Here is a 14,719-nt window from a genome sequence, read left to right as displayed (position 1 = left end):
TTTTGTTTTTTATTACTAAAAAGCTCCACTATTTTTACGAAATAGGATTAAAATTGTTTTTAAAATTAATTCCAAGTCGTATTTAAGGCTCCAATTTTTTTGATATCGCAAATCTAATTTGATCACGTCTTCAAAATTAGTAATCTGGGATCGCCCGTTGACCTGCCATTCTCCTGTCATGCCCGGTTTGACATCGAGTCGCTGCCATTCTGGAACTTCGTATCGTTCTACCTCATCGGGCGTAGGCGGTCTGGTGCCGACTAAACTCATGTCTCCAACTAAAACATTCCAGAATTGGGGCAATTCATCCAAACTGGTACGTCGCAAAAAACGACCGACTTTGGTAACTCTCGGGTCATTTTGATTTTTGAAAATAGCGCCTTGCGCCTGATTGGGAATTTGGTTTTTGAGGGCTTCCGCACCGACGCACATGGAACGAAATTTAATGATTTTAAACTGTTTTCCTAGCCAACCGCAGCGCGTTTGGAAAAAGAAAATTGGTCCGGGATCGTCGAGTTGGATGGCGATCGCGATCGGAATGAATGCGATCGCCGTAATTCCCAATCCGACCAAACTGCCGACGATATCGATTAACCGTTTGACCCAACTCCGAACCGATGGATGCGTTTCTGGGATCTGCGCGCTGACATTTAGATGGTGAGGTCGTTCGTCGTCTTGTATTGGAGACGTAATCTGGAGGATGCGATCGAGTCCCGTCATTGACAAAACCGCCATGACCGGAGGACGAACGTTATAGAGAATTAACTCTATCCCTCTTTCTCCAGTAGCCTTAGAGTTATGGACTAATGCCCCAACTCCACTACTGTCAATAAACTCGGTATTTTTAAAATCGAAGATCATCTGTTGAGATGTCGGATTGTTGTCCAGAAGCTGATGACATGCCTCCTTGAAAGCGACGGCTTCCAAGATGGTCAAGCGCTGAGGCATTTGGATAACTGGGAGGTTATTGTAGTAAACGACGGAAAAATCGGTTTCTGGAGTATGAATGGTCATTAGCGGTTAGTCATTAGTCTATGAGAGAGGGAACGTCGGTTGCGAGAGGGCAGAGGTGAATTATAAGTCATTATTTTTTGATTTCTGAGTTGAATTTTACCTCCTTTATTTGACCTCGCCTTCTTTAATTTCTCATTTCATGGAGTTTCTTGCTTCATACTGGCTTTGGCTTTGGAAGCACTTCGACGGAGTGCTTGCAAGCGAGATTCATATTTTTTGCGCTGACGGCGATTGGGAGTTTGCTCTATGAGCGTCTTGAGGGCGCTGCCCAAACTTTTGTAGGCATTGGGAAGCGTATAGCCAAAACGAGTTGCCAGCGCGATCGCTTTTTCATCGGCTTCGATCGCTTCCTTATAAACCCGTTCTCCGTTATTTTTCTGCCAGAGTCGATAGCCAGAAATTCCGCACAACCCCAGCGCTAAAATCAGCAATAACCCATCCTGTACCCAAAGTTCTCCAACCGCCCCGCCCAAACCAATGGCTAAGGCTGCCATTTCCCATCCCTCTCTGGGAATTGTATCGTTTTGAATCCGAGCGACTTCGTGCCAAAATATGAGATTGCGCTGGTCGATCGCCAGATTTTCCCATTTGGCTAAGTCGATTTGGATCTCTACTTCGTCTCGACTGATTTCTTCGCACCGAATTAGAGGGGGATTGACTTCTGTCGTGCCTTCCACCATCACCCAGCTTTGCAACTCCGGCGGCAGCAAGCCTTTCAATCGCCGAAGTTCGCTCATCTCAGCTCTTGCAGAAGAAGTTACATAGGATGTCGTCATAAAATCTGCCTATTTCAATTCGATAAAAGTGTCTTTATCTTGGATCGTAACAATCTTGGCTCGGACTTCGCTGTTAATCCAATACTATATCCGGAACATCGAACCATGGAAAGAGGTCTCTTCTGGTTGCCCTTGCTCGTCATTTTTTTCTGGCTGGCGTGGATGGGTTGGAGTGAATACCAGAAAATCGAAGCCTATCGTCGTTGGGCAGAACCATTCGATCGCGCTAAATACGACATTTATGCGGTTTTAGGTCAAACCGGAAAAACGCTGATTTGGGGAAAGCCAACCCGTTCCGGTCCGATCGATTTGCAGAGTTTCTCTCTCGATCGCGTTCGAGATATTCGGCTTTTGGTCGATAAGCAACCCGTAACGTTAGAATCTTTACCGACAAAGGGCAAACCTGCGATCGAGTTTAGTTTCGATGAGCCAGAGAGTCCGATTCAAATTCCCTTTACAGAAATTTCCCTAGCAGCGCAATGGACGAGATATTTACAGGAGCAGTTAAAGATCGTTAATTAAAGCTGTTTCAACGAGAAATTTTGATGTTTGCGCGATCGCAATGGAGGCAAGATGAGCTTCGACAAAATCTTAGTAGCAATAGACATGTCAGAAATCCACAAAAATGTCTTTGAGCGCGCCCTATCTCTAGCTCAAAAAAATAACGCCAGTTTAATGTTATTGCACGCGCTCTCGCCAGAAGAAGAGAATAGTCCTTTGCCCATTCCTCCTAATTTGACAGAAATGTATCCAGCGGCCGGCAATGACCTGACCTTGGAGATTTGGCGGCAGCAATGGCAGGAGTTTGAGAGGCAAGGCGTGGAAGTTTTGCAATCTCTCGCGCAAAAAGCAATTAAGGCGGGAGTTAGGGTTCAGTACGAGCAAATTCCTGGCAGTCCGGCTCGTACCATTTGTCAAGTGGCTCGCGAGTGGCAGGCGAATCTAATTGTCATTGGGCATCGCGGCCGTTCTGGATTGAGCGAAATGCTGCTCGGTAGCGTTAGCAATTACGTCGTCCATCACGCTCCTTGCTCGGTGCTGCTCGTTCGTTAGATTGCCATGACAATAGTATTTTGCAGCGTTCCAAGTGTCTCTATAATTAACAGTTATTATTAGCTATTGAGGTTTCTATGAGTTCGTTGCTTCGCCCGTCCGTCCCAGACGTTAGCATCTTCTCCACGTCAGAACTTCTTTTGCGCCATCGTCTCAAATTAGTCGAAGATTTGTGGGAATCTGCGCTGCGCTCCGAATATGGACAAGAAGCCGTCGATTTACTCAAAAAATTGCGATCGATTTGTTCGCCAGAAGGACAGGCAACAGAAATTCCTGCCTCCGCGATCGCGCAAACGATCGAACAGCTCGAACTCAACCAAGCCATTCTGGCATCTCGTGCCTTTGCCCTCTATTTCCAACTGATCAACATTGTCGAACAGCACTACGAGCAACGCGATCGACAGCTTGAGAGGCTGGCTTCTTCTCAAGACTCGAGCGACCTCAGTCAACATGGCAGCCAATTAGACAATATCAATACTCCTCCCGCAGCGCTGGGAGTCAACCTCTTAGAAAAAAGTTTCTTCAACGAAAATGCCAACGCGCCCAAAGCAGGAACCTTTCAATGGCTTTTTCCCTATCTCAAACAACTAAACGTACCACCCCAGTTAATTCAGCGATTGCTCAACCAACTCGACATTCGCCTTGTCTTTACCGCTCACCCCACTGAAATCGTGCGCCACACCATTCGCAAAAAACAACGGCGAATCGCTCGCATTCTGCGCCAGCTCGATCGCGCCGAAGAAGCATTTCGAGCCATAGGATTGAGTACTTCCTGGGAAGCCGAAGAGGCTAAGGCGCAACTGACGGAAGAAATTCGCCTCTGGTGGCGAACCGACGAGCTGCGCCAGTTCAAACCCACTGTTTTAGACGAAGTCGATTACGCTCTGCATTACTTTGAAGAAGTTTTATTTGAAGTCATTCCGCAACTGTCGATACGTCTCAAACAAGCTCTCAAAAGCGCCTTTCCCAGATTAACTGCGCCAGCCAATGATTTCTGCCGTTTTGGCTCCTGGGTTGGAGGCGATCGCGACGGCAACCCCTCGGTCACACCCGAAGTGACTTGGAAAACCGCTTGCTATCAGCGCAATCTCGTCATCGAAAAATATCTGCAATCGGTGCGGGAATTAATCGTTGTCTTGAGTCCGTCTCTGCATTGGAGTAACGTATCCCAGGACCTGCTCGACTCGCTAGAGCGGGATAAGATGCAACTGCCCGAAATTTACGAGCAGTTAGCCATCCGCTTTCGTCAGGAACCCTATCGACTCAAGCTCTCCTACATCCAAAAACGGCTGGAAAATACCCGCGATCGCAACAAGCGCCTCGCCATTCCCGAAGAGCGCCAAATCCTCTTCCAAAGGTTTCATGACAATGTCTATCGTTGCGGGGACGATTTTTTGGCAGAATTACGGTTAATTCAGCGCAATTTGGCTGAAACGAGATTGTGCTGTCAGGAGCTAGACAATCTGATCTGTCAGGTCGAAGTCTATGGCTTTAACCTCGCCCAACTCGATTTTCGTCAAGAGTCTTCCCAACACTCTGAGGCGATCGAAGAAATCGCCGAGTATCTGCAAATTCTGCCCAAACCCTACAGCCAACTCACAGAAGCCGAGAAAATCGCCTGGCTGGTGCAAGAGTTGCGCACGCGCCGCCCATTGATTCCCCAAGACATGCCATTTTCAGCCAAAACCTGCGAGGCGATCGAAACCCTGCGAATTTTGCGGCAGTTACAGCAGGAGTTCGGTTTAGACATCTGCCAAACTTACATTATCAGCATGACCCACGATGCCAGCGACGTTTTGGAAGTAATGCTGCTGGCAAAAGAAGCCGGACTCTACGATCCCGCGACTGGTCAGACGACGTTGCGAATTTGCCCTTTATTTGAAACGGTAGACGACCTCAGACGAGCGCCGACCATCATGGAAGAATTGTTTGAGATCCCTCTCTACCGAACTGCTCTGGCAGGAGGTCACGACGGAATTGAAATCCCAGGGTTTCCTGTCAATCTTCAAGAAGTCATGGTCGGTTACTCGGATAGTAATAAGGATTCGGGTTTTCTCAGTAGCAATTGGGAAATTCATAAAGCGCAGAAAGCTCTACAGAAAGTGGCTCGGAAATATGGAGTCATACTGAGACTGTTTCACGGACGCGGCGGGTCGGTCGGTCGTGGTGGCGGACCTGCTTATGCAGCTATCTTGGCACAGCCTTCCTCGACTATCAACGGACGAATCAAGATTACCGAACAGGGAGAAGTCCTCGCCTCTAAGTATTCCTTACCCGAACTGGCGCTCTATAATCTAGAAACGCTCGCCACTGCTGTCATTCAATCAAGCGTGTTGGGAAGCGGTTTTGATGATATCGAGCCGTGGAACGCAATTATGGAGGAATTGGCAACCTGCGCGCGGAAAGCCTATCGCGCTCTGATTTACGAACAGCCAGATTTTATCGATTTCTTTCTCTCGGTCACTCCCATCCCAGAAATCAGCCAACTACAAATTAGTTCTCGTCCCGCCAGACGCAAGAGCGGTCAAAAAGACCTCAGTACCTTAAGAGCTATCCCTTGGGTCTTTAGCTGGACGCAAAGCCGCTTCCTGTTGCCTGCTTGGTACGGTGTCGGGACGGCTTTACGAGAATTTCTCGCTCGCGAGCCAGAGGAAAATCTCAAGTTGCTGCGTTATTTTTACTTAAAATGGCCCTTCTTTAAGATGGTCATTTCCAAAGCGGAAATGACATTGGCTAAGGTAGATTTACAGATTGCGCATCATTACGTTAGAGAACTATCAAAACCTGAAGATAGGGAACGTTTCGAGCGGCTTTTCGAGCAAATCGCTCAAGAATATCACCTTAGTTGCGATTTAATCCTGACAATTACAGAGCACAATCGACTTCTAGACGGCGATCCCAGCCTGCAACGATCGGTGCAGTTGCGCAATGGTACGATCGTGCCATTAGGCTTCCTGCAAGTTTCTTTACTCAAACGGCTTCGCCAGTATAGCGATCGCGCTTCATCGAACGCCATCTATTTCCGTTACAGTAAGGAAGAGTTACTGCGCGGCGCCTTGTTAACCATTAATGGAATCGCCGCCGGAATGCGCAATACTGGTTAAAACAATTCACAATTCTAAATTATTCCCCCAAATTGCGACCCAAATTGCGACTTAAATTAACGGTTTACCCGCCAATCTGAGACATGGTACGGGTATAGATACCAGTTTTTGTACCGGAGTCTCGTTGTTTGAAATTAATTTCTGGCTTGATTTGCAAAAGATAACGAACTTTTTCGCGTAATTTGGCGGGATCGATGCCGCAACGAAGGGCAGTTTTGAGGTCAATTTGACCCGTTTCGTTTAACAGACAGGGACGCAACCACCCATCGGCAGATAGACGCATCCGATTACAGCGATCGCAAAAACATTCTGACATCTGGCTAATAAATCCCAAAGTCCCTTTAGCGCCTGGAATTTGGAATACATCTGCTGGTCCATTTCCTCGCACATCGGATTCGACTAATCCCCAATTGCTTCTGATGCGCTGTCTGAGTTCTTCGGAAGGAATCCAAGCGCGATCGCTAAATAAAGCGGCATTGCCAATCGGCATGAATTCAATAAAGCGCACGTGCCAGTTGCGGTCAATCGTCAACGCGGCTAAATTTTCTACTTCTTTGTCGTTAACTCCTGGGATGACTACTACATTTAATTTCAGCGGATCGAATCCCACTCGATGGGCTGCTCGAATGCCTGCCCAGGTTTTTTCCCAACGACTGCGACCGCGATTGCCGATAATTTTATCAAAGGTCTGTGGGTCGAGCGAATCGAGACTGATGTTAATCCGTCGCAAACCAGCATCATAAAGGTCTTGTGCCATGTCGGCGAGTAAAAAGCCGTTGGTAGTCATGGCGAGGTCTTCGGTTTGCGGGAGAGAGGCAATATCTCGCACCAAATCCACTACGCCAGGACGGATCAGCGGTTCGCCTCCCGTTAGGCGAAATTTTCTAAACCCAACCGGAATGAAAACTTCTTTCAGTAGTGCTATTAATTCCTCATTTGTGAGCAGTTCTTGTCGCAGGATATAGTCGAGTTCTACACCTTCAGGCATGCAGTACTGGCACCGGAAATTACAGCGATCGATTAGGCTGATGCGAAGATAGTCTACCTTGTTCATCCAATTTATTTCGTTCGATCTGCGAACGAAGAACGACTCTTCTTATTTCTCTAGGATACAAATTCTATCTTCTTTGGATGGCTTCCTAATCCATTGCATATTTCAATAGCATTCATTTGTTATTGGGAATTGGTCAGTTGTCATGGGTCATTAGTTATTTGTTAGTGGTTAGTGGTTAGTAATTTGTATCCCCACACTCCCCACACTTCCCACACTCTTAACTCTCCCCGCCTCCTTATCTCGTCTTAGGTTGGGGAAAACGATCGATTTGAGCGATCCCGTAGAAGATTATTTGTTTGTTTTGAACGCGCACGCGATCGACTCGCAGTTGAGTGCCGTCTAGGGCAAATTTATCGAGGTCGAGAAGATTGTTAACGTGGTCGATTAAAGCTTGCCCTAATGCGATCGCGGCTTCATCTTCTTGATGGGTAACATTGACAAATTGTAGCTTGCGTCGCTCCTCGACCTGCAAATGTGATGTTACATCGATTTCTATAGGATCGCTCGACTCCCCAACCCGAATCTGAGTTTTAATCCGCAGCGATTTATCCTCGTTGAGAATCATCTGGGTATTTTGAAAATAAAGGGGCTGTCCCTGATACTGCAATTGTTGCAGCTTTTCTACCACAAATGGCGTGTTAAAGGAAGTCGTCAAGTCTTCTTCGGTAAGGACGACGCGCATGCTCGCTTGGGTGGGCTGTCGGAGTTTTACTTGACCGCTAAAGATAGCGCTAAAGTCGAGCGACACAGCTTGTACGTACAGCTCCATCGCTTCAATCCGCAAGCCGTTATACATCAACATGCCGTTGCCAATAAAGTCGAAGCCATCGACACTGCCTTGCAATAACTTGGCAAGGGGTTCGGCTCGCAAGTTCGCTTCAATTTTGCCTGTTCGTTTGAACAAGGCTGCAATGGCAGCACTAACTGCCTTGCTAACGACGCGATCTCCGCTTTGTCCTGGAAATGGTAGGCTCCCAAACACGACTGCTGTCATTTCCTTACTGTTTTGTACGCTAATTGATTTTAGCATTAAGAAATGTTAAGCATCGCACGCGCGTTGAGCCGAAATCATTTGGCATACGATCTTGCAAAAAGCCATCGCTCTATACCAGAGAGCCTTTGCATCTACATATAGTCAAGAGAGAATAAGTAATTGATATAGTACCTATCGCTTTTTGGTATCTAACGCCAGAATTTATTATTCTCTTAACCTTATCCAATCCCAGGGGATAGTATCTTAAAGTATTAATATAAGAGCAGAAGAAAATTAACCCATTAAATTAGAGAAATTTCTTTTCTTGGATCGACTTTAAACATTGAGGCAGACACAGTGGTTGCTACTCCAGAAAAACGACAACAACAAGCAAGAGCAACAACTTCGCCAGCAGACAAGGTTGCCGTCTTGCTCATGGGCTATGGAGAGGTCGAGAGTTACGACGATTTCGCCAACTACAACGAACAGGCGTTGAACCTGCTAACGGCTAAATTCGCTCCCGTACCGATATGGGTTTATCCCTCTTTAGCGAAACTTTTAGCAATTTTTGACCTTCACGAGTGGAAACACCGGCATAATCGCTTTATTTCTCCTCACAACGAGATTTTTGAACGTCAGCGATCGGCGATCGAACAAAACTTACAAGCGAAATGGGGCGATCGCGTGAGAGTTTTTAAAGCATTTAACTTCTGCAAACCCTTTCTTCCCGCACAGGTTTTAGAAGAAATTAAAACGCAGGGATTTGATAAAATCTTAATTTATCCCTTACTAGTGGTCGATTCTATCTTCACGAGCGGCATTGCCATCGAGCAGGTAAATAAAGCACTCGCTCAAATGGCTAATGGTAGCCAACACTGGGTAAAAGGATTGCGCTACATCCCATCGTTTTACAATCAACCTGCCTACATCGATTTAATGGCGCGTTTGGTAGAAGAAAAAATTGCCCAAGACTTAGCCAGTTCTCATCTACCTTCCCAGATAGGCATCGTTTTGATGAATCACGGCTGTCCTCACGAAGCGAAGGGTTTTACTTCGGGGATTGATGAGAGTCAGGTACTCTATGAGTTAGTTCGAGAGAAACTGATCCATCGCTATCCGTTAATTTCTGTAGGTTGGCTAAATCATCAAACGCCTTTGATTAAATGGACGCAACCAAATGCAGAATTAGCGGCGAAAAACCTAATTGAGTTGGGGGCAAAAGCTATTATTTTTATGCCGATTGGCTTTGCTACAGAAAATCACGAAACTCTCTTAGATGTAGGACATATCATCGAGCATGTTCGTCGTAAATATTCTGGCGTGATTTACGTGCAGATGCCATGCGTCAACGATAATTCAGAGTTTTGTCAGATGATGGCAAACTGGGCAGATCCTCATATTGCTGCCCTTTTGTCAGAGGAAACTTTGACAGTAAATCCTACTTTGGCAGTGGTGCAAGCACAAACTCATAGCCATCATCACCATCACTAAAATAGAGAGCGATCGCTTATTCTTTACCAGTCGCGAGATAGAATGATTGATTCAATCTTGCGGCAATTAAAATGACTAAAAATGAAATTATCATTCGTTCGGCTTGCGATCGAGATGCAGAACAAATGGCTTTTTTATGCGAACAATTGGGATATGATGTAACGCGATCGCAACAGAAATTTGAAACTACTTTACGTCAAAGCGGTTATGAAGCATTAGAAGCCAGCGATCGCGTTTTGGAAATAGATACGACTGATTTTAACCAAATAGACGATGAAACTTTGTTTGAGTTTATAGAGCAAGTCTATTTGATGTGTAAAAAGTAGTGAGTAGTGCGAGCATCTTGCTCGCGCGAGCGGGACGATCGCACTACAATGTTTATGATTCTTTTAAACTCACTGTAGAAACGCATCGATAGTAACCAGAAATTGTATTATTTAAAGATAAAACAATTAATGAAAGTTGACGTATCCTCGAAAATCCAAAATTGAACAATTATGATTCCAGGCGAAATAATTGCGGCTGAAGGTGAAATTGAGTTAAATGCAGGACGCGAAACCGTGAGAATCCAAGTAGCGAATACAGGCGATCGCCCGATTCAAGTGGGTTCTCATTTTCACTTTTATGAAGTGAACGAAGCTTTGCAATTTGACCGAGAAAGAACTAAAGGAATGCGTTTAAATATTCCCGCAGGGACGGCAATCCGTTTTGAACCGGGAGATGAAAAAGAAGTCGAATTAGTCAGCCTTGCCGGAAGTCGCGAAGTCTATGGATCCAATGGATTAGTAAATGGCAGATTAGATAAGAAAAAGAAGAAAAAATAAGGCGTTGTACGATCGTGGGATGATAGTCTCACGCAAAGACGCAAAGAAATTAAGAGAGCCTCTTAAGATTTACTCGCTCGACGATTTCTTACTCTCTACTGGTGTATTTGAGCAAGGACTGGCTTTCGGGTAGAGACAGCCTGCTCGATAATATCAGCCGCTCGATTCAACCCTCCTGCTCGCTTAATTGCCTCTTGCAGTCTGAAGGCATTTTTTTTGTAGGACTCTTGCGTTAAAACTCTTTTAATAGCCTTTTGTAGGCTTTGGGCACTCAATTTTTTGAGGGGAACGACTTCGCCCGTTCCAGTCCAAGCAATGCGAGCAGCAATTCCAGGCTGTTCGTTAGTAATGGGTATGGCTACCAACGGTACTCCACTGCTCAATGCGCCTATGGTAGTATTCATCCCTGCATGGGTAATGACCAAGCTAGCTCTTTCAATTAATTGCTGGTGGGGGGCATAGGGAACTACGATAGGCGAACCGGGTAGGCTAGTCCCCGATTCTTGGCTGTTCGGGTTTCCTAAAGAGATGACTAGCTGGGCATCCAACCCGATACAAGCTTCGGCAATGCTCTGGAATATTTCCCAATTGCGATTTTGTAAAGTTCCTAGAGAAGCATAAATCAGAGGTTTCCCTGTCAACTTTTCAAAAGGGAAAGAAATAGACGGAAAAGAGACAGGTTCTAAGCCAGATGGCTCCTGCAATGGACCAGTGTAATGAAAGCACGGAGCTAAATTCACTCGCGGGAAGTCATACTCTGCTGGTAGTTGGCATATTTGAGCCAGTTGGGAGTAGAAATCTCCCTGGCTAGCGTAGGGGGGTAACTCCCATTGACGGCGCTGCGCGATCGCGCGATCGCGCAGAGGTTTCGTGAGACGATTAATCATAAAATTTCCCACGTGATTGCGCCAATTCGCCCACCACGAATCGCGATACTGCCAATGGGTAAAGTAGGGAGGAACTCCAGCCTCGCGATTGACTAACAGAGCGTTACATATAGTAATAAAAGGAAGATTGAGGAAGTCAGCGATCGTTCCACCTGCGAGAGTAACCTGGTCTATTAATAAGGCTTCTATACCTAATGCTTTTATTGCTGAGGGTGCTTCGCCAAAAAGCATAGCCATTTCTTGCTTAAACCAACCCACCGTAAATTTCAGTCCTGCTAGTCCGCTCATTTCCCCCAACTGTTTATAGTTTTGCTCTAAAGTTCCAGTCGGGAATTCAGCTTCACCAATTATCCAAAATTCTAATCCTGCTTTCATTACCTTGGGTTGAACGTCGGGAATTCCGAAAAGGGTAACGCGATGACCGCGCCGCTGTAATTCTCGACCTAAAGCACACATTGGATTGAGATGACCGATCGCGGCGGGGCAAAGAATGCCAAAATGAGTCATAAAATTTTTTACTGTAGCTATCCTCATTAGTATCCGCGATCGCGTTGTGGAAGAGAAAACATAAAGCTATTAGTATTGAAGACAAAACTTTCCAGCCTTTTCTCTTTTTCTGTGTCCTAGTTGTAGGTAATGCAACGGAGATGATACGATGCCCCATCAGCCCATCTGGTCGCTTCCCGTCGATGAAGTTTATGAAACCCTAAACACGTCGCCGCAAGGACTATCCGAGGGCGAGGCTGGCGGAAGACTGCGACAACAGGGATTCAACGAACTGCCAGAACCGCCCCATCGCCCTCTCTGGCTGCGTTTTGCCGACCAGTTAACTCACTTCATGGCATTGCTACTGTGGGTAGCAGGCATCCTCGCTTTTATTTCTCGCACTCCCGAACTGGGTTGGGCGATTTGGGCAGTCATTTGGATTAACGCCATCTTTAGCTTTTGGCAAGAATACCAAGCAGAACGGGCGCTAGCAGCCCTGAAAAAAGTGTTGCCCGTGCAGGTGAAAGTGTATCGGGATGGCATTCTCAAAGTCATTCCGGCGCGAGAACTGGTAGTAGGAGACGTAGTCCAGTTAGAAGAAGGCGATCGCATTTCTGCCGATGCTCGCCTCGTTCAAGCTGAGGGTTTTTATGTCGATGTTTCCGTCCTGACGGGAGAATCCCTCCCCGTTGCCCGCCATGCCAGACCCGTGCAACCCAGGCGCGTCGTTCCCGTTCGCGATGGCAAAACCTTGCTCCATCCCGGCGAAACCCAGCTTCAGGAAAAAATCCAACCCGCCGAAGTTCCTAATTTAGTGTTTGCCGGATCTACCGTTGCCGCAGGTCGGGGAACGGCTGTAGTCTATGCGACGGGAACTCGCACGGAATTCGGGCACGTAGCGCATCTGACCGCAATGGTGAAGCGAGAACCCAGCACGCTAGAGATTCAAGTAGCGCGAATTGTAAGGGTTGTGACCGCGATCGCAGTTAGTATGGGAGTTACTGTTTTCCTCCTCAGCTATCTGCTGATCGGCATGGAAGTCGAGGAAAGTTTTATCTTTGCCATTGGGATCATTGTCGCCAACGTGCCAGAGGGACTCTTGCCGACTGTCACCCTTGCTTTGGCGATGGGCGTTCAGCGCATGGCGCAGCGCAATGCCTTAGTCCGTCGCTTGTCTGCCGTTGAAACCCTCAGCGCTACTAATGTTATCTGCACCGACAAAACAGGGACGCTGACCAAAAATGAGATGACTGTTCGGGCTTTATGGGTTCCCTCCTACGCTAAACCAGAAAGTTCGACTCCTTATATCGACGTAACTGGAGTTGGCTATGACCCCACGACTGGAGAAGTCCGCATTCCTGAGAACGCAGAAGCCTCTTGGCAAGTCCATCTGCTTCTAGCGGGATCTGCCCTTTGTTCTAACGCTCGCCTGATCCATCTGACGCATCCGAGTCGCTGGCAGGAAATCGGCGATCCAACTGAGGCGGCATTGCTAGTAGCGGCTCTCAAAGCGGGTTTGCGACCAGAAGAGTTGCAGCGCCAGTCGCCCCGACTGCGGGAAGTCCCTTTTGATTCGCGGCGGCGGATGATGACGGTGGTGTTGGACTGGCATTTATCGGCAATCTGGGCTAACGAGTTTCCCTACCTCAGTTTTACCAAAGGCGCTCCTTTAGAAGTGTTGCGGCACTGTCATTTTATTCTGCGCGACGGACAACTTAAAGAACTGACTCAGGCAGATCGAGACGAGGTAACATCTGCTAACGACGACCTGGCCTGTCAAGGGTTTCGCGTTCTGGGCTTGGCGGCGCGTAAGGGTGGAAAGGAATTGCTAGAGCAAAGATCCCAGCAACTAGAGCAAGATCTGATCTTTATCGGACTGGCGGCGATGTTCGATCCGCCACGCCCGGAAGTGGCAAATGCGATCGCGCTTTGTCACCAAGCAGGCATCGCCGTCACCATGGTCACGGGAGATTATAGCTTAACCGCAGAAGCGATCGCCCGTCGTATTGGCTTAGTCAGAAAAAAAGCCAGAGTCCTGACAGGAGAAGACATGGGACACCTCTCCGATGCCCAACTGCGTCAGATCTTACATCGCCCCTGGGATCTGGTTTTTGCCCGCATGAGTCCAGAACACAAGTTGCGCCTTGTCCAGGCTTATAAGGATTCGGGTCATATCGTGGCAGTGACCGGAGATGGCGTAAATGACGCGCCAGCGCTGCGGGCAGGTTATATTGGCATCGCGATGGGCATGAGCGGTACGGATGTGGCGCGGGAAGCTGCCGATATTGTCTTGCTAGACGATAATTTTGCCACCATCGTCAGCGCGATCGAACAGGGACGGACGGTTTATCAGAACATCCGCAAATTCATGACCTATATCCTCGCTTCCAACGTGCCGGAGATCGTTCCATTTTTGGCAATGGTAGCCGTGAAGATTCCGCCTGCTCTGACGATTTTACAGATCCTAGCCGTAGACTTAGGCACTGACATGGTACCAGCTCTTGCCTTGGGTGCAGACCCGCCGGAAGTCGGTATCATGCAACAACCGCCCCGACCCAAACAAAAACCACTTCTAAACTTCCCGCTCTTGGCACGGGCTTATGGTTTTTTAGGCATTATCGAAGGAGCTGCTGCTATGTTGGGATTCTTTATCGTTTGGTGGAGTCACGGCTATTCTCTTGCCGATCTCCAGCAAGTCACGCCTGCCATTTTGGCTCGTACTGCCGCTCCCGATCTTACTGCTGTTTACAGACAATCCACAACCGTTACCCTTGCTGTCATTGTTGCCTGTCAGGTGGGCAATCTTTTCGCCTGTCGCTCCGAAGTGACCTCTGCATTCAAGCTGGACTGGTTTAACAATCGTTTGCTCTGGCTGGGCATTGTTGTTGAATGGAGTTTAATGTTTGCCATCATTTATTTTTCTCCTCTGAGGGCAATTTTTAATACTGCGCCTCTAGACCTCTGGCAGTGGCTCATGTTACTGATTTTTCCGCCAGCGCTGCTGGTGGCTGAAGAAATCCGTAAGTTAGTAGGAGCGAAAGTTCGAGGTAGCTAATA

Annotated in this window: 12 protein-coding genes; 7 read left to right on the top strand and 5 right to left on the bottom strand. The window is 47.4% G+C overall.

Annotated features, from left to right (window positions below; translation table 11 throughout):
* Positions 1-15: 15 nt before the first annotated feature.
* Complete coding sequence (locus PLE7327_RS08055) at positions 16-1,014, bottom strand: anti-sigma factor antagonist (protein ID WP_015143358.1); 999 nt, start codon at positions 1,012-1,014, stop codon at positions 16-18.
* Between the two features lie 137 nt (positions 1,015-1,151).
* Positions 1,152-1,790: a DUF3318 domain-containing protein gene (locus PLE7327_RS08050; RefSeq protein ID WP_015143357.1), complete on the bottom strand. Its 639-nt coding sequence runs from the start codon at positions 1,788-1,790 to the stop codon at positions 1,152-1,154.
* Positions 1,791-1,895: 105 nt separating this feature from the next.
* Here PLE7327_RS08050 and PLE7327_RS08045 point away from each other — a divergent pair, with 105 nt between their 5' ends.
* The 3 genes from PLE7327_RS08045 (at position 1,896) to ppc (ending at position 5,947) form a co-directional block, all read left to right on the top strand.
* Entirely contained in the window at positions 1,896-2,312 is a 417-nt protein-coding gene (locus PLE7327_RS08045; protein WP_015143356.1) for a hypothetical protein, read from the top strand.
* Positions 2,313-2,363: 51 nt separating this feature from the next.
* Positions 2,364-2,843, top strand: coding sequence for a universal stress protein (locus PLE7327_RS08040; RefSeq protein ID WP_015143355.1), 480 nt, complete (start codon positions 2,364-2,366; stop codon positions 2,841-2,843).
* Between the two features lie 77 nt (positions 2,844-2,920).
* Positions 2,921-5,947, top strand: coding sequence for a phosphoenolpyruvate carboxylase (gene ppc / locus PLE7327_RS08035; protein ID WP_015143354.1), 3,027 nt, complete (start codon positions 2,921-2,923; stop codon positions 5,945-5,947).
* 64 nt (positions 5,948-6,011) lie between these two features.
* On the opposite strand, the gene moaA is transcribed toward ppc, so the two are convergent.
* Complete coding sequence (gene moaA, locus PLE7327_RS08030) at positions 6,012-7,001, bottom strand: GTP 3',8-cyclase MoaA (RefSeq protein WP_015143353.1); 990 nt, start codon at positions 6,999-7,001, stop codon at positions 6,012-6,014.
* A 235-nt stretch (positions 7,002-7,236) separates the two neighbouring features.
* Positions 7,237-7,995, bottom strand: coding sequence for a DUF2993 domain-containing protein (locus PLE7327_RS08025; RefSeq protein ID WP_015143352.1), 759 nt, complete (start codon positions 7,993-7,995; stop codon positions 7,237-7,239).
* Positions 7,996-8,331: 336 nt separating this feature from the next.
* Between PLE7327_RS08025 and PLE7327_RS08020 the strand changes: the two genes are divergently transcribed.
* The 3 genes from PLE7327_RS08020 to PLE7327_RS08010 all read left to right on the top strand — a co-directional run bounded on the left by PLE7327_RS08020 (position 8,332) and on the right by PLE7327_RS08010 (position 10,289).
* A complete protein-coding gene (locus tag PLE7327_RS08020; protein ID WP_015143351.1) occupies positions 8,332-9,465 on the top strand; it encodes a ferrochelatase in 1,134 nt (377 codons plus the stop codon).
* Positions 9,466-9,536: 71 nt separating this feature from the next.
* The gene (locus tag PLE7327_RS08015; RefSeq protein WP_015143350.1) at positions 9,537-9,791 is read left to right on the top strand and encodes a hypothetical protein; all 255 of its coding nucleotides are present in this window, start codon (positions 9,537-9,539) and stop codon (positions 9,789-9,791) included.
* Positions 9,792-9,962: 171 nt separating this feature from the next.
* Positions 9,963-10,289 carry an urease subunit beta gene (locus PLE7327_RS08010; RefSeq protein ID WP_015143349.1) on the top strand — a complete coding sequence of 109 codons (327 nt, stop codon included), beginning with the start codon at positions 9,963-9,965 and terminating at the stop codon, positions 10,287-10,289.
* A gap of 95 nt (positions 10,290-10,384) precedes the next feature.
* Here PLE7327_RS08010 and PLE7327_RS08005 read toward each other — a convergent pair whose 3' ends face one another.
* Positions 10,385-11,683 carry a glycosyltransferase gene (locus PLE7327_RS08005; protein ID WP_041391952.1) on the bottom strand — a complete coding sequence of 433 codons (1,299 nt, stop codon included), beginning with the start codon at positions 11,681-11,683 and terminating at the stop codon, positions 10,385-10,387.
* A 148-nt stretch (positions 11,684-11,831) separates the two neighbouring features.
* On the opposite strand from PLE7327_RS08005, the gene PLE7327_RS08000 reads away from it, so the two are divergent.
* On the top strand, positions 11,832-14,717 hold the full coding sequence (locus PLE7327_RS08000) for a cation-transporting P-type ATPase (protein ID WP_015143347.1): 2,886 nt from the start codon (positions 11,832-11,834) through the stop codon (positions 14,715-14,717).
* The last annotated feature ends 2 nt before the right edge of the window (positions 14,718-14,719 follow it).

Source organism: Pleurocapsa sp. PCC 7327, from assembly GCF_000317025.1.
Taxonomy (GTDB): Bacteria; Cyanobacteriota; Cyanobacteriia; order Cyanobacteriales; family Microcystaceae; genus Hydrococcus.
Note: the sequence above shows the minus strand (reverse complement) of the source record. Positions and strands in the feature narration are given on the sequence as shown.

Coding starts and splice junctions, on each gene's coding strand:
- PLE7327_RS08055 (WP_015143358.1), bottom strand. CDS start 1,014: ATGACCATTCATACTCCAGAAACCGATTTTTCCGTCGTTTACTACAAT.
- PLE7327_RS08050 (WP_015143357.1), bottom strand. CDS start 1,790: ATGACGACATCCTATGTAACTTCTTCTGCAAGAGCTGAGATGAGCGAA.
- PLE7327_RS08045 (WP_015143356.1), top strand. CDS start 1,896: ATGGAAAGAGGTCTCTTCTGGTTGCCCTTGCTCGTCATTTTTTTCTGG.
- PLE7327_RS08040 (WP_015143355.1), top strand. CDS start 2,364: ATGAGCTTCGACAAAATCTTAGTAGCAATAGACATGTCAGAAATCCAC.
- ppc (WP_015143354.1), top strand. CDS start 2,921: ATGAGTTCGTTGCTTCGCCCGTCCGTCCCAGACGTTAGCATCTTCTCC.
- moaA (WP_015143353.1), bottom strand. CDS start 7,001: ATGAACAAGGTAGACTATCTTCGCATCAGCCTAATCGATCGCTGTAAT.
- PLE7327_RS08025 (WP_015143352.1), bottom strand. CDS start 7,995: ATGACAGCAGTCGTGTTTGGGAGCCTACCATTTCCAGGACAAAGCGGA.
- PLE7327_RS08015 (WP_015143350.1), top strand. CDS start 9,537: ATGACTAAAAATGAAATTATCATTCGTTCGGCTTGCGATCGAGATGCA.
- PLE7327_RS08010 (WP_015143349.1), top strand. CDS start 9,963: ATGATTCCAGGCGAAATAATTGCGGCTGAAGGTGAAATTGAGTTAAAT.
- PLE7327_RS08005 (WP_041391952.1), bottom strand. CDS start 11,683: ATGACTCATTTTGGCATTCTTTGCCCCGCCGCGATCGGTCATCTCAAT.
- PLE7327_RS08000 (WP_015143347.1), top strand. CDS start 11,832: ATGCCCCATCAGCCCATCTGGTCGCTTCCCGTCGATGAAGTTTATGAA.